The organism is Vibrio sp. 9-16B-A1 (assembly GCF_056726165.1).
In genome coordinates this window covers 104,718-128,757 of record NZ_JBSDZD010000015.1, presented here as the reverse complement: position 1 = coordinate 128,757, position 24,040 = coordinate 104,718, and the positions used below count along the sequence as shown (strand labels likewise).

General features: G+C 50.4%; 20 protein-coding genes and 1 pseudogene. 8 read left to right on the top strand and 13 right to left on the bottom strand.

The window, feature by feature from the left end; all coding sequences use genetic code 11:
* The first annotated feature begins 26 nt into the window (after window positions 1-26).
* Window positions 27-1,373, top strand: a complete 1,347-nt coding sequence (locus ACVB80_RS20650) for an anti-phage deoxyguanosine triphosphatase (RefSeq protein WP_481083183.1) — start codon at window positions 27-29, stop codon at window positions 1,371-1,373.
* A gap of 23 nt (window positions 1,374-1,396) precedes the next feature.
* Here the strand turns inward: ACVB80_RS20650 and ACVB80_RS20645 are convergent, their stop codons facing one another.
* Window positions 1,397-1,999, bottom strand: coding sequence for a tRNA-uridine aminocarboxypropyltransferase (locus tag ACVB80_RS20645; RefSeq protein ID WP_481083176.1), 603 nt, complete (start codon window positions 1,997-1,999; stop codon window positions 1,397-1,399).
* Between the two features lie 8 nt (window positions 2,000-2,007).
* Here ACVB80_RS20645 and rrtA point away from each other — a divergent pair, with 8 nt between their 5' ends.
* Together rrtA and ACVB80_RS20635 are read left to right on the top strand one after the other, a co-directional pair.
* A complete protein-coding gene (gene rrtA / locus ACVB80_RS20640) occupies window positions 2,008-2,565 on the top strand; it encodes a rhombosortase (protein ID WP_481083175.1) in 558 nt (185 codons plus the stop codon).
* A gap of 58 nt (window positions 2,566-2,623) precedes the next feature.
* Entirely contained in the window at window positions 2,624-2,848 is a 225-nt protein-coding gene (locus tag ACVB80_RS20635) for a hypothetical protein (protein ID WP_481083174.1), read from the top strand.
* A gap of 39 nt (window positions 2,849-2,887) precedes the next feature.
* Here ACVB80_RS20635 and ACVB80_RS20630 read toward each other — a convergent pair whose 3' ends face one another.
* The 7 genes from ACVB80_RS20630 to tig all read right to left on the bottom strand — a co-directional run bounded on the left by ACVB80_RS20630 (window position 2,888) and on the right by tig (window position 11,688).
* Window positions 2,888-3,181, bottom strand: a complete 294-nt coding sequence (locus ACVB80_RS20630; protein WP_481083173.1) for a ComEA family DNA-binding protein — start codon at window positions 3,179-3,181, stop codon at window positions 2,888-2,890.
* 134 nt (window positions 3,182-3,315) lie between these two features.
* The gene (ppiD, locus tag ACVB80_RS20625) at window positions 3,316-5,178 is read right to left on the bottom strand and encodes a peptidylprolyl isomerase (RefSeq protein WP_481083172.1); all 1,863 of its coding nucleotides are present in this window, start codon (window positions 5,176-5,178) and stop codon (window positions 3,316-3,318) included.
* A gap of 174 nt (window positions 5,179-5,352) precedes the next feature.
* Window positions 5,353-5,625 carry an HU family DNA-binding protein gene (locus ACVB80_RS20620; RefSeq protein ID WP_481083171.1) on the bottom strand — a complete coding sequence of 91 codons (273 nt, stop codon included), beginning with the start codon at window positions 5,623-5,625 and terminating at the stop codon, window positions 5,353-5,355.
* A 194-nt stretch (window positions 5,626-5,819) separates the two neighbouring features.
* Window positions 5,820-8,171: an endopeptidase La gene (gene lon / locus ACVB80_RS20615; RefSeq protein WP_481083170.1), complete on the bottom strand. Its 2,352-nt coding sequence runs from the start codon at window positions 8,169-8,171 to the stop codon at window positions 5,820-5,822.
* 117 nt (window positions 8,172-8,288) lie between these two features.
* Window positions 8,289-9,569, bottom strand: a complete 1,281-nt coding sequence (clpX, locus tag ACVB80_RS20610) for an ATP-dependent protease ATP-binding subunit ClpX (RefSeq protein WP_481083169.1) — start codon at window positions 9,567-9,569, stop codon at window positions 8,289-8,291.
* Window positions 9,570-9,654: 85 nt separating this feature from the next.
* Window positions 9,655-10,281 carry an ATP-dependent Clp endopeptidase proteolytic subunit ClpP gene (clpP, locus tag ACVB80_RS20605; RefSeq protein ID WP_481083168.1) on the bottom strand — a complete coding sequence of 209 codons (627 nt, stop codon included), beginning with the start codon at window positions 10,279-10,281 and terminating at the stop codon, window positions 9,655-9,657.
* 105 nt (window positions 10,282-10,386) lie between these two features.
* Complete coding sequence (tig, locus tag ACVB80_RS20600; RefSeq protein WP_481083167.1) at window positions 10,387-11,688, bottom strand: trigger factor; 1,302 nt, start codon at window positions 11,686-11,688, stop codon at window positions 10,387-10,389.
* Window positions 11,689-12,918: 1,230 nt separating this feature from the next.
* Here tig and ACVB80_RS20595 point away from each other — a divergent pair.
* The 4 genes from ACVB80_RS20595 (at window position 12,919) to ACVB80_RS20580 (ending at window position 17,360) form a co-directional block, all read left to right on the top strand.
* The gene (locus ACVB80_RS20595; protein WP_481083166.1) at window positions 12,919-14,418 is read left to right on the top strand and encodes a reverse transcriptase domain-containing protein; all 1,500 of its coding nucleotides are present in this window, start codon (window positions 12,919-12,921) and stop codon (window positions 14,416-14,418) included.
* A gap of 157 nt (window positions 14,419-14,575) precedes the next feature.
* The gene (locus ACVB80_RS20590) at window positions 14,576-15,475 is read left to right on the top strand and encodes a phage exclusion protein Lit family protein (RefSeq protein WP_481083165.1); all 900 of its coding nucleotides are present in this window, start codon (window positions 14,576-14,578) and stop codon (window positions 15,473-15,475) included.
* Between the two features lie 715 nt (window positions 15,476-16,190).
* Window positions 16,191-16,871, top strand: coding sequence for a hypothetical protein (locus ACVB80_RS20585; protein ID WP_481083164.1), 681 nt, complete (start codon window positions 16,191-16,193; stop codon window positions 16,869-16,871).
* 15 nt (window positions 16,872-16,886) lie between these two features.
* Window positions 16,887-17,360 (top strand): type III secretion system chaperone family protein, encoded by a 474-nt coding sequence (locus ACVB80_RS20580; protein WP_481083163.1) that lies wholly within the window; start codon window positions 16,887-16,889, stop codon window positions 17,358-17,360.
* Between the two features lie 470 nt (window positions 17,361-17,830).
* Here ACVB80_RS20580 and ACVB80_RS20575 read toward each other — a convergent pair whose 3' ends face one another.
* Together ACVB80_RS20575 and ACVB80_RS20570 are read right to left on the bottom strand one after the other, a co-directional pair.
* Window positions 17,831-18,580: an SDR family oxidoreductase gene (locus ACVB80_RS20575; RefSeq protein WP_481083162.1), complete on the bottom strand. Its 750-nt coding sequence runs from the start codon at window positions 18,578-18,580 to the stop codon at window positions 17,831-17,833.
* 324 nt (window positions 18,581-18,904) lie between these two features.
* Entirely contained in the window at window positions 18,905-19,513 is a 609-nt protein-coding gene (locus tag ACVB80_RS20570; RefSeq protein ID WP_481083161.1) for a hypothetical protein, read from the bottom strand.
* Between the two features lie 761 nt (window positions 19,514-20,274).
* Between ACVB80_RS20570 and ACVB80_RS20565 the strand changes: the two are divergent.
* Window positions 20,275-20,936, top strand: a pseudogene (locus tag ACVB80_RS20565) (DNA alkylation repair protein).
* Window positions 20,937-21,066: 130 nt separating this feature from the next.
* Here the strand turns inward: ACVB80_RS20565 and ACVB80_RS20560 are convergent.
* The 3 genes from ACVB80_RS20560 to ACVB80_RS20550 are packed head-to-tail and all read right to left on the bottom strand — an operon-like array spanning window position 21,067 to window position 23,957.
* Window positions 21,067-22,179, bottom strand: coding sequence for an ABC transporter ATP-binding protein (locus tag ACVB80_RS20560; RefSeq protein ID WP_481083160.1), 1,113 nt, complete (start codon window positions 22,177-22,179; stop codon window positions 21,067-21,069).
* A gap of 3 nt (window positions 22,180-22,182) precedes the next feature.
* Window positions 22,183-23,040: a carbohydrate ABC transporter permease gene (locus tag ACVB80_RS20555; RefSeq protein WP_481083159.1), complete on the bottom strand. Its 858-nt coding sequence runs from the start codon at window positions 23,038-23,040 to the stop codon at window positions 22,183-22,185.
* A complete protein-coding gene (locus ACVB80_RS20550; RefSeq protein WP_481083158.1) occupies window positions 23,037-23,957 on the bottom strand; it encodes a carbohydrate ABC transporter permease in 921 nt (306 codons plus the stop codon). The genes ACVB80_RS20555 and ACVB80_RS20550 overlap by 4 nt, the downstream gene beginning before the upstream one ends.
* Window positions 23,958-24,040 lie beyond the last annotated feature (83 nt).

Here is a 24,040-nt window from a genome sequence, read left to right as displayed (position 1 = left end):
AAAGTTTAAAGTAACTGCGCAAGAAGCTGGAGAAACGCATGCAAACGCCAAACACCACTATCTGGCACGCCCGTTATGGCGCCGAAGACAAACTGCGCCGCGACGATCACCGGGACCCGTTCCAGCGTGACCGGGCGCGTGTTCTCCACTCCGCGGCCTTTCGCCGCCTGCAGGCCAAAACCCAGGTGCACGGCACCGGCACTAATGACTTTCACCGCACCCGGCTGACCCACTCACTGGAAGCGGCTCAGCTGGGCTCCGGTATTCGCGCCCAACTCAAACGCAAACAGCCCGAATTCTCGGGCCTTCTGCCGACCGCCAGCCTGATGGAAGCACTCTGCCTGGCGCACGACATTGGCCACCCGCCGTTTGGCCACGGTGGTGAAGTAGCGCTCAACTATATGATGCGCGAGTATGGCGGCTTTGAAGGCAACGCCCAGACATTTCGTATCGTGACCCGGCTTGAACCTTACACCCAGCACCACGGAATGAACCTCACCCGGCGCACCGTACTCGGGCTGATGAAATACCCGGCCCTGCTCAGCCAGACCCGGGCCAAAGTGCTGCCACAGCCGGTCAGCACCCCAAGAAAGCTGCGCGCCGGTGACTGGCTGCCGGCCAAAGGCATTTATGACCAGGACCAGGCACTGTTTGACTGGGTGCTGGAACCGCTCAGCGATTCTGACCTTGCCGCCTTTTCTGCCATGCGCGAGAGCCACTACGCGGACGACAAACACCGCAAAACCCGCTTTATGTCGCTCGACTGCTCGATTATGGAGCTGGCCGATGACATCGCCTACGGTGTCCACGATCTCGAAGACGCGATTGTTCTGGGTATCGTCTCCCGCAATCAGTGGCAGGAGTGCGCCGCCAGCCTGCTGGCCGAGTGTGGGGATGACTGGTTTGAAAGCAACATTCAGTCACTGGGAGAAAAGCTCTTCTCCGGTGAGCACTATCTGCGTAAAGACGCCATCGGCGGGATCGTCAATGCACTGCTGACCAGTGTGTCGGTTGAGCCGGTTGGGGGCGCAGAGTTTGAAGCACCGCTTCTGAAATACAACGCGGTGATGACAGACGGAATGCAGACGGCGCTTGGCATTTTCAAACGCTTTGTCAGCGAGCAGGTAATACAGATCCCGGATGTGCAGATCGTCGAATACAAAGGTCAGCAGATCGTGATGGAGCTGTTTGAAGCGCTCAGCGCCGACCCGGCGAGGCTGCTGCCTGAAGCGACCCGCCACAAATGGCAGGCTGCGGCAGAAGGAAACGACAAAGGTATGCGGGTGATCGCCGATTATGTCTCGGCCATGACAGACGGCTACGCCCAGCGGCTGCACCAGCAGCTGTTTTCGGCGCACCACCCTTATACTTAAAAGCCCAGATTAAACACCGCTGACTAAACACCGTAGTTCCGCTTTCTGACTTCCGGCGGAACGCGGCTGAGCTGCTTTTCTATCATGGCGTCAAACGCCTCCAGCAGTGGCTGAGGCCGGCACTCCGGCTCCAGCAGCCTGAGCAGGTGGAAACCGGCTTCCACGGTCGAAAGCGCGGTGTCGGACGGCGCTTTGCGAATTCGGTAGTTACCACTGAGATCGTCCGGCAGCGCAACACACGGCAGCGAATGGAGGTTTTCCGACAGCTGCCACATCTTGTAGGCTTTCTTCCAGGTTCCGTCCAGCAAAATCACCCTGAGCTTCTTGCCACTGGCAACATGGTTGTCGCCCAGCGCCAGTGCGCCCTCTTTGGGAAACAGCACCCAGTGCTCCACATCCGGCTCTGCCAGCAGGGCATTGAGCTCCTCGTGGCCACTGAAATCTTCACCGGTAAACGTGCGGCATTTTTCGAGCGAAAGCTGAAGGATAGCCGCGGTCCCCTTAGCTTTGCCGGCTTCCGTCTCATGCTGCAGAATGATAAGCTCAACCTGATTACCAACCGGCTGAACCAGGCTGCAAATGCACATGGTTTTGGCTTTGCCACAATGAGAACAATAACGGGACATAAATCTACGTGTATCCTGGCTTAATCTTTACCTGCCTGCTGATGGCGCTGGCACAATTGCCCGCATTACACCCTCTGTTTGCCTGGGATGCAAGTCTTATCCGGGACGGCGAATGGTGGCGGCTGCTGAGCGGCAACTTTACCCATACCAATCTGGCGCACCTGGCAATGAACAGCGCCGGGCTGGCGGTGATCTGTTTTTTCTTTAAAACCATCTGGCAGCGGCTGGAATTTTTCACCCTGCTGATGCTCATCAGCCTGCTGATTGGTATAAGCCTGCTGGCAACCACCACTACCAGTTATGTCGGCCTCTCCGGTACCCTGCACGGCCTGTTTGGCTACTACGCGATGAAAGAGGTCGGCCTTAGCAGAAAAACCAGCCTGTGGCTGCTGGCGGGCCTTACAGCTAAAGTGACATGGGAGAACCTGGTCGGAGCCTCCGCTGCTACCAGCGCGCTGATCGAAGCCCGCGTCGCGACCGAAGCGCATCTGGCCGGGGCACTGTTTGGCGTGCTCGCCGCAGCGGCTGTGTTTGGAATTCAGAAATACGTTTTGACCCGCGCCTGACGCCAGTCCGCCTTCTCAGGGGTAAGGTAGGCACAGTGATTAATGCAAAAGGCTGCTTATGAAAGGCAAATACAGGCTGCAACTGATCCTGGCGGTAATAGTGATACTTCAGCTGGTCCCTCTTCTGGGCCATCATCCGCTTGTCGGCTTTCCGTTTAACTTCCTTGAGTACAACCCCAAGTTTGAGAGCTGGCAGTTTTTCGTCTCCAGACTGGGGATGAGTATGCTGTTTTCCCTCGCCGTAGCGGCAGCCCTTTCCCTGATCCTGAAATCCAGAAACTGATACGCCGGCCCTGACAGGCCGGCATATCTCACAGACGCCTTAAAGCTCAATCCGGTCGCGGTTTTTCTCAACCGTGGAAAGCCCTATTCCTTTTACCTCAGCCAGCTGTTCTGCACTGGTGAACTTACCATTCGCCTCGCGGTATTCCACTATTTGCTGCGCTTTCTTCTGACCAATGCCTTTCAGCAGTGTTGCCAGCTCTTCGGCAGAGGCTGTATTGATGTTTACCGTGATCTCTATGCCCTGATGTTTGTCAGTACTCTCTTCTGCCTGGGCCATGAAAGGACTCATTATCAGCATCAGTGCCAGTAACACGCTTTTCAGTTTACTCATTGGATTTTCCTTATAGGGGTATAAAGTGAACCCAAGAGTGCGGCGCGTTAGTTCGGTTGATAAGTACCAAAGGCAGAAAAACAAAACGGGCCGCAATATGCAGCCCGTTTGATAGTCATCGCAGTTACATGCGCTTACTGATCGCTTTCCAGTACATAGTACTTGATATCAGCTTCAGCACGCAGTGTTGCAAGAGTCGCTTCCAGATCACGCTGGGTGTTGGTACGCATCAGCTGGGCGTCGATCTGAGCAGCGTAAGCCGGCTCTGATTTCTCTTCCACACCTGACAGCTCAATCACAACCACGTTGTTCTGAGCATCCTGGCTCTGACCGTAAACCTTGCCACTTTCAACCGGTTTTGGCAGGGCAAACACAACCTGAGCAAACTCGTTGCCACGGTCAGCGCTTTGCTCTTCGCCAAAGCTCAGGCCGCTTGCATCCAGTGCATCAGTCTTGCCTTCAGACAGCTCAACAACCAGCTGCTTGCCAAGATCCATTGCCTGCTGCTCAGCTTTCGCTTTCGCCAGTGCTACCTGCGCTTTCTCTTTCACTTCTTCAAGCGGAAGAACAGTCTCATCACGGTAGTCTTCAACACGAACCACGATCACGTGCTCCGGTGCCACTTCGATAACCGCAGAGTTCTGAGCAGTATCTTTTACTTCCGGATCCAGAATCGCCTGCATTACTGAAGGAGTCAGCAGCAGTTTTGGCGCGTCGATGCGGGAGATGAAGTCCGTATGAACCACTTTACCGTCGATCGCTTCAGCCGCTTTATCCAGTGAATCCGGCCATTCGAACGCCAGACGCTCAAGGTCGCCCTGCAGCTCGTAGAAACGCTCAGCCGCCTGCTGATCACGCATTTCCTGTTTGATCTCAACAGCGACTTCAGCGAACGGCTTCGCCTGAGGCGCTTTCAGCTCGTCCAGCTTGATGATGTGGTAACCAAAGCCTGATTTCACCAGACCAGTCACATCACCTGCGTTAACCAGGGTAAATGCTGCTTCTTCAAACGCAGGATCAGTTGCGCCTTTTTCAATCCAGCCCAGAGAGCCGCCTTCCTGCGCGCTGCCCGGGTCTTCAGATTTGGCTTTAGCCAGCTCAGCAAAGTCTGCACCACCGTTCAGCTCATCCAGAATCGCCTGCGCTTTGTCTTTGTCATCACCCTGCACCAGGATGTGGCTCAGTTTACGCTGCTCTTTGGTCGCGTACTGGTCCAGGTGCTCCTGGTAGTATGCATCTGCTGCTTCGTCTGAGATTTCGATGGTATCTTTCAGGGTGTCTGCTGACAGCTCCAGGTAAGACACTTTCATCTGCTCAGGACGGGTAAACATCTGAGGGTTCTGCTGGTAGTACTGCTGCAGCTCTTCGTCGCTCAGCTCAACTTTGTCAGCAAAGTCAGCCACGTCCAGCTTCAGGGTACGGATCTGACGGGTTTGGGTAATCAGTTTACCCTGTGCGTCCACTTCACCTGGCAGGCTGAACTCACTCTCCTGAAGAGCAAGCAGCAGCTGGCGGCGAAGCTCATCACGGCGTACGAACTCAGCGTAAGTGTCCGGGCTGTAACCAGCACGGCGCAGCGCAGCGGCGTAAACTTCTTTGTCGAATTTGCCGTCGTTCTGGAAATATGGGGTATCCAGAAGCACCTGACGAACCTGCTCATCGCTGATACGCAGGCCCAGAGAATTTGCGTGCTGCTCAAGAAGAATGTCGTTGATCATGCGGTCCAGAACGGACTTACGGAAGAACTGAACATATTCAGGGTTAGCCAGCTGCGCGGTGAAGTACTCACCCAGCTGTGACTGCATGCGGTTACGCTCGTCCTGGTAAGCTTTTTCAAACTGACCACGGCTGATCTCAACATCACCGACTTTCGCTGCGGCATTGTTGCTGCTGCCGAGGTATCCACTCACACCGGTGAACACAAACGAAAGAATGATGATCCCCAGAATAACTTTAACTGCAACGCTGTTTGCGCCTTCGCGCAATCGCTCCATCATAACTTAATTACTCTCCAAAAAATTGCCGCCAGGCGACGTGCCCGAAAGAGCGGGAATGGTGTCGATAATATCAGAAAAAGAAATGCGCACCACAGGGATGCGCATTTTTGAAAGACATTTAACAGCGTATTGGAAGCCAACCCGGCTAACCGCTGAAAAAACAATCAATCTGAATTAGTTACACGCGTCTTTCAGAGCTTTACCAGCTTTGAACGCAGGAACTTTAGCTTCAGCGATTTGGATCTCTTCACCAGTTTTTGGGTTACGGCCAGTACGTGCTGCGCGGGTACGCACGCTGAAAGTACCAAAGCCAACCAGAGCAACCTGGTCACCAGACTGAAGGGTATCACCTACTGCTTCGATGAATGCGTCCAGAGCACGACCTGCTGACGCTTTAGAGATGTCCGCGTTTTCTGCAATTTTTTCTACTAGTTGTGTCTTGTTCACTTTATGTTCCCCTTTACTACCACCGAGGTTTTTGTTGGCGGTATTCGTTCCATTAAAAACTTAGTTATTGTTAAGCAACCCCTTGTGGGTAAAGGCGCCGCTCTTGGTGATTAAACTTAGCGCCCTAAAAAAACGCTGACAAGCCTTTTAAGGGCTGTCAGCGTATTTCTTTTACTTATTTTTGCTGCACGTCACTATTTTACTGGCTCGAAAGCCACACCTGACGGGTCTTTCTCCAGTGCAATCGCAAGAACCTCATCGATCCACTGCACCGGTTTTACTACCAGATCAGCGATAACGTTGTCCGGAATCTCTTCCAGATCACGCTCGTTGTCTTTCGGGATCAGCACGGTTTTGATGCCGCCGCGATGCGCTGCCAGCAGTTTTTCCTTCAGGCCACCGATAGGCAGAACTTCACCACGCAGGGTAATTTCACCCGTCATGGCCACTTCCGCTTTCACCGGGTTACCGGTCAGGCTCGATACCAGCGCAGTACACATGGCGATACCCGCACTCGGGCCGTCTTTTGGTGTTGCGCCTTCCGGTACGTGCACGTGAATATCACGCTTCTCGTAGAAGTCTGCGTTGATGCCCAGCTTTTCAGCACGGGTACGTACTACCGTCATCGCCGCCTGGATAGACTCCTGCATCACGTCACCCAGACAACCGGTTTGGGTCAGTTTGCCTTTACCTGGCATGGCTTCGGTTTCGATGGTCAGCAGATCGCCGCCCACTTCGGTCCACGCAAGGCCGGTTACCTGACCGATACGGTTATGGTCGTCCGCTTTGCCGTAGTCGTGACGCTGCACGCCCAGGAACTCTTTCAGGTTGTCCATATTGACGTGTACTTTCTTCAGATCCGGCTTCAGCAGGATCTTCTTCACCGCCTTACGGCAGATCTTAGAAATTTCACGCTCCATACCACGTACGCCCGCTTCACGGGTGTAGTAGCGGATAATGCCGATGATCGCAGAATCGTCGATCTCGATCTCATCCGGCTTCAGGCCGTTACGCTTGATCTGCTTATCGACCAGGTGACGGGTCGCAATGTTCAGCTTCTCGTCTTCGGTGTAACCCGACAGACGGATCACTTCCATACGGTCCAGCAGCGGGCCAGGAATGTTCATCGAGTTAGACGTCGCAACGAACATTACGTCAGACAGATCGTAGTCCACTTCGAGGTAGTGATCGTTGAACGAGTTGTTCTGCTCAGGATCAAGCACTTCCAGCAGCGCTGATGACGGATCACCACGCATGTCAGAAGACATCTTGTCGATTTCATCCAGCAGGAACAGCGGGTTCTTCACGCCAACCTTGGACATTTTCTGAATCAGCTTACCCGGCAGAGAGCCGATGTAAGTCCGGCGGTGACCGCGGATTTCCGCTTCATCACGCACGCCGCCCAGCGCCATACGGGTGTATTTACGGCCGGTCGCTGCTGCAATAGAGCGGCCCAGCGAGGTTTTACCCACGCCCGGAGGACCAACCAGACACAGAATCGGACCTTTGAGCTTATTGATACGGTTCTGCACCGCCAAATACTCAAGGATGCGCTCTTTCACACGCTCGAGGCCGTAATGGTCTTCGTTTAAGATCTCTTCGGCTTTAGCCAGGTCTTTCTTCACCTTGGAACGCTTGGCCCACGGCACACCAACCATCCAGTCGATGTAGCTGCGAACCACGGTCGCTTCGGCTGACATCGGAGACATCATCTTCAGCTTGTGCAGTTCCTGCTCTGTCTTGTCGCGCGCCTCTTTCGGCATTTTGGACTCTTCGATCTTCTTCTTCAGCATCTCGAATTCGTCCGGCGCGTCGTCCATCTCACCAAGCTCTTTCTGAATCGCCTTCATCTGCTCGTTGAGGTAGTACTCGCGCTGAGATTTTTCCATCTGCTTCTTCACGCGGTTGCGGATACGCTTTTCCACCTGCAGAAGGTCAATCTCTGACTCCATCTGGCCCATCAGGAACTCAAGACGCTCATTCACGTCCAGGATTTCCAGCACTTCCTGCTTGTCGTTCAGCTTAAGTGGCATGTGCGCAGCGATGGTGTCTGCCAGACGCGCGGCGTCTTCGATACCGCTCAGGGAAGTCAGCACTTCCGGCGGGATCTTCTTGTTCAGCTTGATAAAGCCTTCAAACTGGTTGATCGCACTGCGAACCACGACTTCCTGCTCGCGCTCGTCAAGCTCAGGCGTTGGCAGGTATTCAGCATCCGCCAGGAAGAAGTCATTTTCGATAAACTGGTGAATTTTGGCGCGCTGCTGGCCTTCGACCAGTACTTTTACCGTGCCATCAGGCAGCTTCAGCAGCTGCAAAATCGTTGCAACGGTACCGATCTGGAACAGATCGTCGACGGCCGGCTCATCAGTATCAGCCTGTTTTTGGGCAACCAGGAGTACCTGCTTGTTGGAGTCCATTGCAGATTCAAGACAACGGATAGATTTTTCACGGCCAACAAACAGAGGGATAACCATATGGGGATATACCACTACGTCGCGCAGCGGCAACACGGGGATTTCTATACGCTCGGAACGCTCCAAGTTCATATTATTCTCTCTTCCGTTTCTGTTTATGTGCAGTATATGGGGGCAACTAAATGAGATTCAACGAGATAATAAAAAAAAAGGAGGCATAGCCCCCTTTTGTTTGCGGATGCGGAGATTTTACTCGCCGCCGGCTGCCTGATTGTCGTTACCTTCGTAGATAAGCAGAGGCTCAGACTCACCGTTGATTACAGACTCATCGATAACCACTTTGCTCACATCCGGGTTGGATGGCAGCTCATACATGGTATCGAGCAGAACCGCTTCCAGGATAGAACGCAGGCCACGGGCACCGGTTTTACGGTCCATCGCTTTCTTGGCGATAGCGCGCAGTGCGTCTTCGCGGAACTCAAGCTCAGTATCTTCCAGCTCGAACAGAGCGGCGTACTGCTTGGTCAGCGCGTTCTTAGGCTCACGCAGGATCTGGATCAGTGCTTCTTCGTCCAGTTCGGTCAGAGTGGTAGTTACCGGCAGACGACCGATAAACTCAGGGATAAGACCGTATTTCACCAAATCTTCCGGCTCAACCTGAGTAAACAGCTCGCCGATAGTCTTGGTTTCATCTTTTGAACGAACTTCAGCACCGAAGCCGATAGCCGTGCCGGTTTCAACACGCTGCTCGATCACTTTATCCAGGCCGGCAAATGCACCGCCACAGATAAACAGGATCTTAGAGGTGTCCACCTGCAGGAACTCCTGCTGAGGGTGCTTACGACCACCCTGCGGCGGAACGGACGCGATGGTCCCTTCTACCAGCTTCAGCAGCGCCTGCTGCACGCCTTCACCCGATACGTCACGGGTAATCGACGGGTTTTCTGCCTTGCGTGAAATCTTGTCGATCTCATCGATGTAGACAATGCCGCGCTCGGCTTTGGCTACGTCGTAGTCACATTTCTGCAGCAGCTTCTGGATGATGTTCTCAACGTCCTCACCCACGTAACCGGCTTCAGTCAGCGTGGTTGCATCGGCCATGGTAAACGGCACATCCAGGAAACGAGCCAGCGTCTCTGCAAGCAGGGTCTTACCGCTGCCGGTTGGGCCGATCAGCAGGATGTTACTCTTGCCCAGCTCCACACCTTCAGCCGTGGTATCGCCATTACGCAGACGCTTGTAGTGGTTGTATACCGCTACCGCTAACACTTTTTTCGCGTGCTCCTGACCGATCACGTAGTCATCGAGATGTTCGCGGATCTCACGCGGCGCAGGTAACGCAGCGGATTCCTTCTTAGGCAGAACATCTTTGATTTCTTCACGAATAATATCGTTGCACAAATCAACACATTCATCACAAATGTAGACTGACGGACCAGCGATGAGCTTGCGAACTTCGTGCTGGCTTTTGCCGCAGAAAGAGCAGTACAACAGCTTACTGCTACCGCCCTCTTTGCTTTTATCTGTCATTCGCTAACCTCTTAGCTTTCAAATTCTGATTTGAGTTTATAACATTTCGTTCCAAAATGCGCCTGCATCCTGGCACTCAAACCGCTTACTCAGCGTGGCGACTCAGTACTGAGTCTACCAGACCATATTCAACAGCCTGATCAGCTGCCATAAAGTTATCACGGTCGGTATCACGCTCGATAACTTCCAGTGGCTGGCCGGTGTGCTCAGCCAGAAGACCATTCAGACGGTTCTTAATGGTCAGGATTTCCTGCGCGTGAATCTGAATGTCAGACGCCTGACCCTGGAAGCCACCCAGAGGCTGGTGAATCATCACACGGGAGTTAGGCAGTACGTGGCGTTTGCCCTTCGCACCACCTGCCAGCAGGAATGAACCCATTGAGCAAGCCTGACCGATACATACTGTGCTGACGTCCGGCTTGATGTACTGCATGGTGTCATAGATAGACATACCCGCTGTTACACTGCCGCCTGGCGAGTTGATGTACAGGTAGATATCTTTATCAGGGTTCTCTGACTCCAGGAACAGCATCTGAGCCACAACCAGGTTCGCCATGTGGTCTTCCACCTGGCCGGTCAGGAAAATGATGCGTTCTTTCAGCAGACGGGAGTAGATGTCGTACGAACGCTCACCACGGGAAGTTTGCTCAACCACCATAGGCACAAGCGCGTCAATGATTGGTGACATAGCGTTTTTTTCTTGGTTGCTCATATTCTTATATCCCTAAATAAAATGGCCCGGATGATTTAACTCACACGGACCATTGTTAGCAGAAGAGTTAAAACAAAGTCAACTTTCTGCGCTCAGAAACCTGAATTATGCAGGCTGTTGAGCATTCATCAGCTCGCTGAAGCTAACTTCTTTGTCAGAAACCTGAGCTTTAGCCAGGATAGCGTCGATCGCCTGCTCTTCCAGAGCAACGTTACGCATGTTATCCATCATCTGCTCGTTCTGCTCGTAGTAAGCGATAACTTCAGTTGGATCTTCGTAAGCAGTCGCCATCTCTTCGATCAGTGATTTCACTTTCTCGTCGTCAGCTTTCAGCTCTTCAGACTTGATTACTTCACCCAGCAGAAGGCCAACAACTACACGACGCTTAGCCTGCTCTTCGAACAGTTCACGTGGAAGCTGAGCAGCAGCTTCAGGGTTGCCACCGAAACGCTGTGCAGCCTGCTGACGCAGAGTGCCGATTTCCTGGTCGATAAGTGCAGAAGGAACGTCGATGTCGTTCTCTTTAACCAGACCGTCAAGAGCCTGCTCTTTAGTGCGGGTCTTGATAGCTTGCTTCAGTTCGCGTTCCATGTTCTTACGAACTTCAGCTTTCAGGCCGTCAACGCCGCCTTCAGCGCCGAACTTAGAAACGAACTCGTCGTTCAGTTCTGGCAGTTCGCGAGCTTCAACTTTGTTTACCTTGATTGCAAACTTAGCAGCTTTACCTTTCAGGTTCTCAGCGTGGTAGTCTTCTGGGAAGTTCACGTCGATTTCAAATTCCATACCCTTGGTCTTGCCCTGGATACCGTCTTCGAAACCTGGGATCATGCGGCCTGCGCCCATTTCCAGAGGGAAGTTCTCAGCTTTACCGCCTTCGAATTCTTCACCGTCGATTGAACCAACGAAATCGATAGATACACGCTTACCGTCTTCAGCTGCTTCTTCAACTTCAGCCCAGGTCGCCTGCTGCTTGCGCAGAGTTTCGATCATTTCGTTAACGTCTTCATCTTTAACGTCAGCAGCTGGTTTCTCAACTACGATGTTTTCCAGACCTTTCAGTTCAACTTCCGGGTACACTTCGAAAGACGCGGTGAATACCATGTCTTTGCCTTCTTCTACTTCAACTGGAGCAAAAGTAGGTGCGCCTGCAGGGTTGATCTTCTCTTTAACGATCGCTTCGATGAAGTGGCGTTGCATAACTTCGCCCATCACGTCCTGACGTACTGCTTTGCCGTACATTTTAGCAACCATCTTCATTGGCACTTTGCCTTTACGGAAACCATCAAAACGACGGTTTTTCGCGATGTTGCGCAGTTCAGCTGTTACTACATCTTCGATGTTCGCAGCAGGAACGGTAATAGTAAGACGGCGCTCCAGGCCCTCTAGAGTTTCAACAGTAGCTTGCATTATAAATAAACCTCAATACTGGCTCAGGCTTGCTGAGCGGGTCACCCTCGGTGACCTCATCCTTTGTGTTGTTCTGTTCAAAAAACGGAAACTGAAACCACCAAGTCTCAGTTGGTGAACTATTTAGCGACATCCTCTTTACAGAAGCTGTCTCCGAATCAGTCTCAGGACAGAATTTTCAGACGCGACATTCTAGCGATATGCATCCGCCGTGTCGAGCCGGGACCTGAAATCTCAAACCGCTGTTCGACAAAATGGGGACAATACCTGGGTTTTCAAGGGAAAAAAGGACTTTTTTGCACAAAAAAACGAAAAAGAGATCTTTGTCTTGTTTTCGGTGGGTTGGGTGGGAGGTTTTTGAGCGGGTTTGGTTGCCCGGTGCTCGGTGCTCGGTGCTCGGTGCTCGGTGCTCGGTGCTCGGTGCTCGGTGCTCGGTGCTCGGGATTTTGCCGGTTCTTGAGCAGGAAGCAAGGCACAATGACGAGTTTTGGGTCTGGAAGCTTCGCAGGCTGGTTCTGCGGTTATTTAAAAGTAACCGAAACTGAACTCGTTTGACATGGTGCCATAATCGATTTTTCGTGCATTAGCACCCAGCTCACCACAACCACAAAACGGGTTCTCCCCCTCCCCGAGGGGGAGTTAGAGGGGGTGTGGTAGCGCCAACCCAACCACCTTACTCCCACCGGAACAACAACATAAACGAAACCATAAAATGTCTTCACCAGACTGGAGCAAGTGGCTTAATGAGAGTATGATTGCACAAATTTTCTGCGTAACAGTGATCGGCAGCAAAAATGCTTGATGACTTACCATTACTAGAAATTCCGGGTGTGCGTTGAAGATCTGCATGAGAGCGGGGATCTGGTGGTGTGGTGCTGTCGATCTTGCTTAGTCGGGAGTTATGCGGTTGCTGACAGTTGATTATTGAGAGATCTGCGGAGTTGGTGATGGTGAAAGGCGGTATTGGTTCGCAGATAAAGCGTTAACTGGCTTTCCACACATTATCTATTGATTTAGATAAAGTTTAGTGTATATTACGCAATAAGTTTCCCATGGAAACAACGGTATTGCCTTCTATCAATCAGCAATGGTTGATCTTCAGCTGTGAAATTCACACTGACGGGGGTGAGACGTCAAATTTTCATCAACCAAGTGGTAACTTACTTTTACTTGGGTTTATACCGTGGAAAGGCTCGAGCTAACGCTCGAGCTTTTTTGTATGAGGAATATATGAGTTTAGAAAAACATTTAGCAAGCGTGATTAAAGATGAAGCGAAAAAGCTAATCAAGAGATATCATGAATATCACAACCGTTTGCACTTGGAGCATGAGAGAAACAAAAAAAGACTCGGTGATTCAGCGCCAACTAAGATTGTTCATCAACCAGATTACTGGTCTATCGATAAAAAATTTAATCCTTTCTATGTATTAAAAAAGCATAAAAGTATCGCAAGATCCATTGCGAGAAAAATCGAAGATAGAACATACACCCCCAATGCTCCACATATTAAAATCGTTCCTAAAGCTGATGGTGGGGAACGAAAAGTGTCTATTTTCCAGATTCCTGATGCAGCAGTATCGAAGTTATTTTTTAATCGATTGTTAGCAAAGAATAAACACAGATTTAGCTCGTTTTCTTATGCTTACAGAAATGACCGAAATGTTCATTTTGCGATTCAAGACATCTCCGTTGACCTACGGAGAAATGAGCGTACTTTTTTAGCTGAATTTGACTTTTCTGACTATTTTGGTTCTATCTCGCACGACTATTTAACTAAACAGTTTGACCAAAATGGCTTTTTCATTAGTCCAGAAGAAAGATTTGTAATTAAAGTTTTCCTGAAAGATAGAACCGTAGGTATACCTCAAGGTACTTCTATTAGTTTATTTTTAGCTAATTTGACATGTTGGAATTTTGACTCTGATCTAGAAAGGGAGGGAGTTAAGTTTTCTCGATATGCCGATGACACAATTGTTTGGACTCCCGACTACTCGAAAATATGTAATGCGTTTGGCTTGATAAATCGATTTTCGAATGATGCAGGAGTAAAAATAAATGCTGCAAAATCGGAGGGTATATCATTGTTGACCAAAGAAGATTTCCCTTCAGAGATATCAGCTAAAAGTAGTTTGGATTTTTTAGGGTACACCCTATCAGTTGACAATGTTTCTATCAAAGATAAGTCTGTGCTTAAAATTAAAAAGCAAATATCTTATATTCTATATAGAAATTTGATTCAGCCATTGAAGCAACCATCTTTAGCGGGTCAAGAGATTCCAGCAAACGACAAAGATAAAAACTTCCTTAGTGCAATGATGCAAATTCGTCGTTACATGTACGGTGGATTGAGTAAAAATCAAATTAACGACTATCTATCAGGTCGTACAAAACGAATTTATTTTAAAGGCGTAATGAGTTTCTATCCGCTTGTAAATGATACTAAACAATTAACCGAGTTAGATGGGTGGTTATTATCTGTTATTCATCGCGCGGTTCAGCATCGAGAAAAATTATTACGTAATAAATGGAATTACAATCGTTCTCACAGTTTTCCATTTAACCAATCGCGAGAACAGCTATTGGAAAAGTGTTCTAAAACTAAGGTTAACGGTAAGTATCTACTAGAAATTCCGAGCTTTTTATTAGTGCATAAAGCACTGAAAAAAGGCTTGTTGGAATCTGGTATTGAGAAAGTTATGAACCCAGACTCTCTGAGTTACGATTACTGATACACGCCAGTTAACAATCTGTTTAAGAGTGATTCGCAACGCTTGGCATTTTTGCTGTGCGTTGCGTTTTGTGTTTAAGGTAGTCTGCGGTGGCATCGGTATTGCGTTGCTCACACCTTAACATGGCGTTATATAGCACTCTACATAGGAGGTATTTTTGAATCTAGATAACATTACTGAGTCTGATGCAATTAAGAGCTTAATAATTGCTTCGGCTCCAGAAAAAGAAAGCGAGATCCTAAGTTATTGGGAACAATATGAGCCTAAGTTTAGCTTAAAAGGAGACTCACTTGGTTTCTCGATGAGTGTGATTTTTGACTCTGTTGTATTTGATCATAAAGCAATGTGCCAAATGTGGTTACTTGGTTTTGCAGCGCAAAAATCTTTACATGCCCTTGGTGAATTATCACAGAATACACCTGAATCTAGTCGATTATATTTAGAGTATTCAAAAGAATTTAATCAGCTTATAGATAGTGTATTGAAGCTAAAGTCTGTTGAAAGAATTGAAGATTTTGAATGGCCAGACAATGTACCCAAACCATACGATGGAAAACCCAAGGACATAAACGGGAGTATGGTTTTTGATCTTATTTGTATGTCTGGAGCATACTGCTTCCTTCATGAAATCAAACACATTATGTTTAGTGAATCTGAAACAAAAATCTCCATCCACGATGAAGAGATGGAATGTGATAAATTTGCTAGGGAGTTTTTGTTATCTGAGGTTTCAGAGTATTCCTTGAATAATAACTATGACTCGAAGTTAGTTTCTTCAAAACGAGCTATGAGCATAGCGTTATCATCATTTTATTTGTTTGTAATTACCCCAAAAGAAAACTGGAGGGGCACAGATACTCATCCATCAATAAAGGACCGTATTCTTGCGCTATCTGAATATACAAACTTTGAAGGGAATGACTATTTTTGGCAATACTTTGCTGGCTTATCTTTAGCATTGGTGATGCGGAATAATATACATATAGAGCAACAGTTGGTTGTTTGTCACAAGACATTTTGTTTGTCGCTGATTGAACTGTTGGATCAAGCTATATAATGCGCTTTTGGGGTCAGATCTTTCATCTTGGCCCACACCAAACCTCAAACTTTCCAATAACTTAATAAACCACCAGCCCACAATCGCTGAACCAGCTAAAAGTCGCTACCGCGAGATAACCCCCACCCTCGCTGACACCAGATCCTGAATCGCGCTCAACCCACACAGCACTTTGCCAGTTCACGGGAGCGCGTTCAGGACGACTGTGGTGAGGCATGGTGGCTTATTGGTTGCTCGGATCGCTTAACGAGATCCCGGTTCGCGCCTGCCTTTGAGGGTGTGAAATGTTCCGTGGAACGCGACCGGGATGACGGATTTTTTAGATTTATAACAGTGGGTTAAAAAGTTGTCATCCCGGAAGTTCTGCCCACCCGAGGCTATGAGAGGCACACTGCTAAACCAGAGCTATCCGGGATCTCACAACGCGATCTTAAAACCCAATTACTGTACACAAACGTCCCCCATCCCCCGGCCAAAACCCAACTTTCGATTTCGAAATCAATAATCCAAACGAACCAATATGAACGCCTTTTTGCATTCGATTCCAAAACCTGTGCTCGAATTCGAAACACAGAGCTCCCCTCCCCCACACACACTTTATTTATTCCCCACCCGTAAATCTAAAATAGCTCGGCCGCTACTGATAACGTGACGCAATAGATCTGGATATAGTGATTACAACGTAAATATTAAACACCGGTTGAAGGTGAACAGAATGGCAATCAGTAGTGTAAACACAGCAGTTGCAAGTGCAATGACCAATAGCTTGCAACTTGATAAAGTCTCATCAGGTAAAGAGCAGACATTCCAGCTTAAATTGGACCAGGGCAAAGAATACACCATCAAAGTGGATGGAAGCGGTCAGGTATCAGCCAGCCGAAATCTGGATCATTTATCAACAGCCGGACGCATAAAAAACGCCGTTGTCGACTTTTTCAGCAGAGCAACGACTAAGAATGAGAGTGCCTTTACCACCCGAGCCTCCCAGATTCAGTCACAAATTCAGAAACAGTTATCCGAAGCTCTTCCAGCTCACAAGTTAGCCAACGCGGCTTTCAGCCAAACAGCTGACAACTTCAAAAATGAAGCTCAATACCTGAAAAAAGGTACCGATGTAAAAACAGCAACATTTGATGATGTCACTGACGCCAACAAGAATCGTTTAGGCCTGGCAAATCTGGATAGCGACGCAAAAGAGATTGTACTGCAGAACTTCTCTGATTTTATCGTCGGTAAAGATGCTCTTTTCAGTATCCTCAGCGATGACTCTATGCAGAAAACGATAAGTGCGGCCGGTGACGAGCAAAAAATGCGGGAGCTGGCAAGACAGCAGGAACCATTCAGTGCAAAAGTAAATGCTGAGTTTACCACTCAGTTCATCGCGCGTTATAAATAACAGGAAGAGTGACTGGTGGATATTTATAGAAAAATACTGGCTGAGCTAGCCGCTGAACAACTGATTTTTGATGAAAACCATGTATGTTCCTTTGAAATTCAGCCGACAAACAACGATGAAGCCCAGCCGTTTATCGTCAATATCGTCGGCAATACTCTTTTACAGGAGTTGGCCATCTCAGTAACAACCTCTGCGGGGATACCGGATCGGATATCTAAAGAACTGTTCTCTTTATTGGCAGAGCGCGCTATTGGTCCTCTTCGTGGTGAGAGTGGCGTCGGTATTTATCCGGGCACGGAACAACTGTCTGTTTATACCAACATCAGGCTTATTGATTATCACCCAGGTCAGGTAAAAGAAGCGCTGTCAGAGTTGCTTGAGAAAGCAAGCGAGTGGGAAAAAATCCTGTTAACAGACAGCACTCCAGACTGCGATCAGGATAAAACGTCTGCAACTTACGCTTTCAGATCAGGCAATATCAGAGTCTGACTCCCCTCCTCCCGAAGCATAACGTCCCCGCACCAGCAAAGCCTGTCGGAGCGGGGTCACCAGACGTCCTCAAAGGCCCGGCAGAACACAGCCAGGATATCAGCGATGTCATGGGGGCTCGGGGTCAGCCTTTCATCTTGCCCCACACAAAACCTCATGCTTTCCAATAATTTAATAACACTACCAACCCACAATCGCTGAACTCACAAAAAGTCGCTACCGCGAGATAACCTCCGCCCTCGCTGACACCAGATCCTGAATCGCGCTTAACCCCCATTGCACTATGCCAGTTAACGGGAGCGCGTTCAGGACGACTGTGGTGGGGTATGGTGGTTAATTTGCTGCCCGGGTCGCTTTACGAGATCCCGGTTCGCGCCTGGCTTTGAGGGTGTGAAATGTTTCGTGGAACGCGACCGGGATGACGAATTATTGTTTAGTAACAGATAGTTAAGTACACCAAGAGCTCAGCCTCAGTACCCCTTAAAAAAACCACCATCCAAAACAATATTCTGCCCGGTCATGTGATTCGCCAGCGGCCCGGTAAGCGCCTGTACTGCATCCACCACATCCTGCACCGATGCGTACTTCCTGAGTGGGACGTTACTGACTTCCTGCGCCATCTGCTCTTCAAAGCTGTTACCGTTAGCCTCTGCTTTGTCCTGCATCTTTTGGGTATAGGAGTCCGTCATCACGCCTCCCAGAGAGAGAGTATTGACTGAAATGCCCTGCGGGCCGAGTGCCAGTGCCATCGTCTTTGCCTGCCCCAGCCAGGCGCTTCTCAGACAGTTGTTGGTTGAGTAGTGTGTCAGTGCAGACTTACTGCTGATACCTGATATCAGCACCAGTCTGGTCTTGTCTGCAAAAGCCCCCTGCTCATATAGTTTTTTGAGCAGGCTTACCGGGCGGATAAAGTAGTTGTGATAAAGGCTCAGCCACTGTTCGCTGTCAGGAAAAACCTCCCCCGACGGCGGGATTCTTGGAATGATAAAGACAACCTGGTCCAGCTTGCCTGCATCAATGATCTCCTTTGCTGCTGCTTCAATACTCGCATCATCAAAGAAATCCAGCGCGACTCTGGTCACCGTGTTTGGATGTGCTTCGGCAAGAGCGCTGAGTTTGGCTTTGTCCCGCCCGGTCAGTACCAGCTCGTCACCTGCAAGCGATGAAGCAATCGCACTACCCATTCCGCTGGTCGCGCATGTTATTAATGTTCGTGTCACTCGTGGTTCCTTTCTGTCCGGTGGTGGCTGATTTATGCGTTACTGGTTGAAAATATTATCACTTATTCTTCTGGTAATGCAGTGAGGGCTACACCTGCCTGTAACCGCTGAACCTGCGAGAAGTCGCTGCCGCGAGATAACCCTTACCCTCGCTGACACCAGATCCTGAATCGCGCTCAACCCACACAGCACTTTGCCAGTTAACGGGAGCGCGTTCAGGACGACAGTGGTTGGGTATGGTGGTTTATGAGCTGTACGGCTCGCTTTGCGGAATCCCGGTTTCTTACTAACAGCACTCGATACCTGGCCCCATTACTGTTCCATTCACCGTATCCGGATCTTCAGTGTCACTTCTTCCGGAACACGCCTTTCCCTGCGCGGCTTTACTTCCTCCTTTGATTTAAAAGCGTCCGGGAAGCGCCGTTTCACCGGGAAGAAATCAGCGTTCAGGTCGAACCCAGCTTTACTGTATTCGGCCTGAAGCATTTCAACAGCCTCAATTGCTTCTTTAACAGAACTAAAACTATCAAGTTCAATCTCTGATCGTGATAACAGGCCTTTTTCCAACAGGCTGGATTTTGCCGGATGCAGTATTACATTAATCACTGTAGTCGTAGAACCAAGATTGTTCGATCCGCTGGTATGCGTCTTTACTGCAGTGGTTATTCGATCCTCATCAGACAACGGTATTTGCTGAACAACTTCAGAGAAAAAGTTCCTGTTGCGATAGATCACTCCTCTGCTGGCGGAAAAATGCAAAGAGGGCTTAAGGCATACCAGCCACAATGCCGCAGCTCCCATCGTCAGAGTCATCAGACCCGGGGCAGGTAACACTCCCAAAAGCAGAATACTCAGAAAGATTCCCCAACGTATAAAAGGCAGAACCGTCCAGCTGGCTACCACCTCATCTTCATTTGCTTCCCACTTGCGCATTATTGTTCTCTCCATCTGTGAACTAACGAACTCTGTCTGAAGTATCCGGTTTCCTGTAGGGCTTACGACAACACCGGCAATCTAATTGACTGAAAATATTACCATTACTTAGTGTGCGACACACTATCGCACTGATAAAAATATGCATCCGCGCGCGTAATGTGGGGCAAGTTTAGCATCTTGCCTGTCCCATAACCGCTGAACCTTGGAAAAGTCGGGAGCCCGTTCAGGACGACTGTGGTGGGGCTCGGTGGTTAACTGGCTGCTCGGATCGCTTTTCGGGATCCCGGTTCGCGCCTGCCTTCGAGCGTTTGGAATGTTCCGTGGAGCGCGACCGGGAAGACGGATTTTTTGGCTTTATAACAGTGGGTTAAGAAATTGTCATCCCGGAAGTTCTGCCCACCTGAGGCTATGAGAGGCACACTGCCAAAACAGAGCTATCCGGGGTCTCATAACGCGATCTCAAAACCCAATCCCGAGGCATTTGTGCACACCACTCACCCTGGCCAATAACGAGCTTTCGATTTCGAAAACAAAATCCAAAACGAACCAATATGAACACCGTTTTCCATTCGATTCCGAACCTTTTGCTCGAATTCGAAACACAAAGCTCCCCCTCCCCCTGCGCAGAACATCAGGCAGCGATCAACAACACAGTAACTCCATTGCAGCTCCTGTAAAATTACGCGTTATCTCAACATGTTGTGCTCACACTGCACAACAATAACGCCTCCATTTAACCCCGGTACAGGACGTAAACCGTGACCATTACAGATACCATCCGCGAAGAGCTGACCAATGTCGGCTACCCTCATCATCCGGTTAAAACCGGCCAGATCCGCAGTATTTCAGGCAAAGTCTACCGGACACTGGAAAGCAAACAGATTGATGACGTACTGGCGGCCTGTGAAGCGCTGCTGGAGGTGCGGGACTGGGCATTTGGTGTGATTGCTTATGACTGGGCATTCCGGGTCAGGAAACAGTACACCCCGGATACATTCAAACGCTTTGAGTCATGGCTGGTTAAATACGTTCGGGACTGGGGAGACTGTGATGATTTCTGTACCCATGCATTCGCGCCCTGCTCGCGCAGCACAATGAACTATTTGATAGCGTTCTGCCGTGGATTAAACACGAAAACTTTGCCGTAAGGCGGGCGGCGGCCGTGGTGCTGATCTATCCGATTAACAAAGGGGCCAGTTCCCGGCTGAACCCGCTGGCAGTGGCTGATTTGCTGCTGGATGACGACCACCATCTGGTACAAAAAGGCTATGGCTGGATGCTGAAGGTACTTTCTCAGAAAGAACCGGAAACGGTGATCAGTTACCTGAAACAAAAGCACGACCGAATGCCAAGAACCGCATTCCGTTATGCGATTGAAAAGCTGGCGCAGGACGAGCGCAAAGCGCTTATGTCGCTTTAGTCGCACCAGCGTCAAAGGAAAGCAGGATCAAAAAAAGGGTTTGAGCGCAAAACGCCCAAACCCTGAAGCCGGGAAAAAGATGTCTGAAAACCAACCCGGCTCTCTCCCCGGGGCCCGAGCCTGTAAGCCCCTAAAGTTCGATTAGCTCCTGTGTCTGCGCGTCAAAAAAGACCGCTTTGGACAGGTCGAAATGCAGCGGTGCCATCTGGCCTGCTCTGGCATCGAACTCCGGCGACAGGCGGCATGCCACTTCCTGGTCGTTCACTTTGACCATGGCGATGGTGTCCGGGCCGGTTGGTTCAAGTACTTCGAGCTGAAGATCGAGACAGGTGGTTACACTCTGCTCGTCGCCCGGCTGCTCGGTGATGTGCTCAGGGCGCAGACCAATCACTATCTGTTTGCCATCCTGGGTGCGCATCGACTCCGGCAGGCGGATATGGTGCTGCTGATCATTGGTACCGGTTACCTTGATCACCGGGTTCTGCTCATCATCCAGGTCTATCATGGTATGGATGAAGTTCATCGACGGTGAGCCCATAAACCCGGCAACAAACATATTGGCTGGCCGGTTGTAGATCTCTTTCGGCGTACCGAGCTGCTGCAGTTCACCATCTTTCATCACCGCGATCCGGTCGGCCAGGGTCATGGCTTCTATCTGATCATGGGTCACGTAGACGATGGTGGTATTGAGCTGCTGGTGCAGGCGTTTGATCTGGTGGCGCATCTCCACCCTGAGTTTGGCGTCCAGGTTGGAAAGCGGCTCATCAAACAGATACAGCTTCGGCCTGCGGGCAAGCGCCCGTCCCATCGCGACCCGCTGGCGCTGACCACCGGAGAGTTGAGAGGGTTTACGGTCGAGCAGCTGGTCAATCTGGAGCATTTCTGCCACCCGGGTGACTTCCGCGTCGATCTCCGCCTGAGGCATCTTGCGAATACGCAGGCCAAAGGCGATGTTCTCGTAAACCGACATATTGGGATAGAGCGCGTAAGACTGGAACACCATGGCGATATCCCGGTCTTTGGGTTCAACATGCGCCACGTCGACCCCGTCGATCACTATCTCCCCGGAGCTGATGTCTTCCAGCCCTGCAATGGTGTTCATCAGGGTCGATTTACCACAGCCGGACGGGCCAACCAGGATAAGAAACTCCCCGGAGTCGATGCTGATATCGATCCCCTTCAGGGTTTCCTGCTCAGCGTTTCGATAGGTTTTGCGAATTTGGTTCAGTTCTAATGTAGCCATCGTTTATCCCTTCACTGAGCCTGCGGTCAGGCCGCGTACAAAATATTTACCCGCCAGCACATACACCAGCAGCGTCGGCAGCGCGGCGATAATGGCCGCCGCCATATCCACGTTGTACTCTTTCACCCCGGTACTGGTGTTGACCAGATTGTTGAGCGCCACCGTGATTGGCTGGGTTTCTGAGCCGGAGTACACCACCCCGAACAGAAAGTCATTCCAGATGGAGGTGAACTGCCAGATCACCGTCACCATGATGATGGGCACTGACAGCGGCAGCATGATCTTAAAGAAGATAGTAAAGAAGCCCGCCCCGTCCAGCTTGGCCGCCTTGACCAGTTCGTCCGGCACCCCAACGTAGAAGTTACGAAAAAACAAGGTGGTAAAGGCCATCCCGTAGACCACGTGCACCATCACCAGACCAAAAGTGGTGTTGGCCAGGCCGAGTTTGCCCAGCAGCGCCGCCATTGGCAGCAGAATTACCTGAAACGGAATAAAGCAGCCAAACAGCAACAGGCTGAAGAACAGGTTGGAACCGCGGAACTGCCACTTGCTGATCACATAGCCGTTAAAGGCACCCAGCAGGGTGGAAATCGCCACCGCCGGTATCACCATCTGGAACGAATTCCAGAAATAGCCTTTAACCCCTTCACACTTCACCCCGGTACAGGCGCTGTCCCAGGCCTTGGCCCAGGCATCGGTCACCCACTCCTGAGGCAGGGTCATCAGGTTCCCGGCGCGGATATCCGGCAGGGTTTTAAACGAGGTGGTGACCATCACAAACAGCGGCATCAGGTACACCAGACAGAAAAACAGCAGCAGCGCATAGAGCAGAGCGCGGCTCAGATTCATTGGTCGGCTCATGATTTACGCTCCCTCAGTTCTGAATAGAGATACGGCACCAGAATCGCAAGAATACCGGCCAGCATCATCATGGCACTCGCCGCACCCAGGCCTATCTGACCACGGGTAAAGGAGTGGGCATACATAAACAGCGCCGGCAGGTCAGAGGAATAACCAGGCCCGCCTGCGGTCAGTGCGGTCACCAGGTCAAAACTCTTGATCGCGATATGCGAGGTAATGATCACGGCGCTGAAAAAGACCGGACGCAGACACGGCAGAATGATTTTCCAGTAAATCACCGGCAGACTGGCACCATCGATTTTGGCCGCCGAGATAATCGAGGAATCGATACCCCGCAGGCCAGCAAGAAACATCGCCATCACAAAGCCGGAGGACTGCCACACTGCGGCGATCACCAGGGTGTAGACAGACATTTCTGAGTTCACCAGCCAGTCAAATTTGAACTGGGTGTAGCCCCAGTCGTGGACCAGTTTTTCTATACCTAGGCCCGGGTTTAAAATCCACTTCCAGGCAGTACCGGTCACGATGAACGACAGCGCCATCGGGTAAAGATACACGGTGCGGATCGCCCCTTCCTGACGGATATTCTGGTCGAGCAGTATCGCCAGAAACACGCCCAGCGCGATGGCGATAACAATGAACAGCACGCCGAAGATCCCAAGGTTGGTGATCGAGGTAACCCAGCGGTCGTTATCCATCAGTTTTTCGTATTGTGCCCAGCCAACAAACTTAAAAGTCGGCAGAAAGCGGGAGTTGGTCATCGACAGGGCTGCAGTCCAGAAAATAAATCCGTAGATGCACACCAGAGTGATCACCATGGTTGGCGCCAGTACGATTTTGGGCAGCCAGTGCTGCAGCCGGTCCGCCAGATTTGGCTTTGGCGCGGTGCGTTTGGCAGAAGTCAAAGTGCGCTCCATAACAGTTCCTTTTGCAAGAAGCCCTCAGCATCGCCGCCCCCATGGCGGCGAGTGAGGAAAGACAGGCTCAGGTGAGCCCGCCT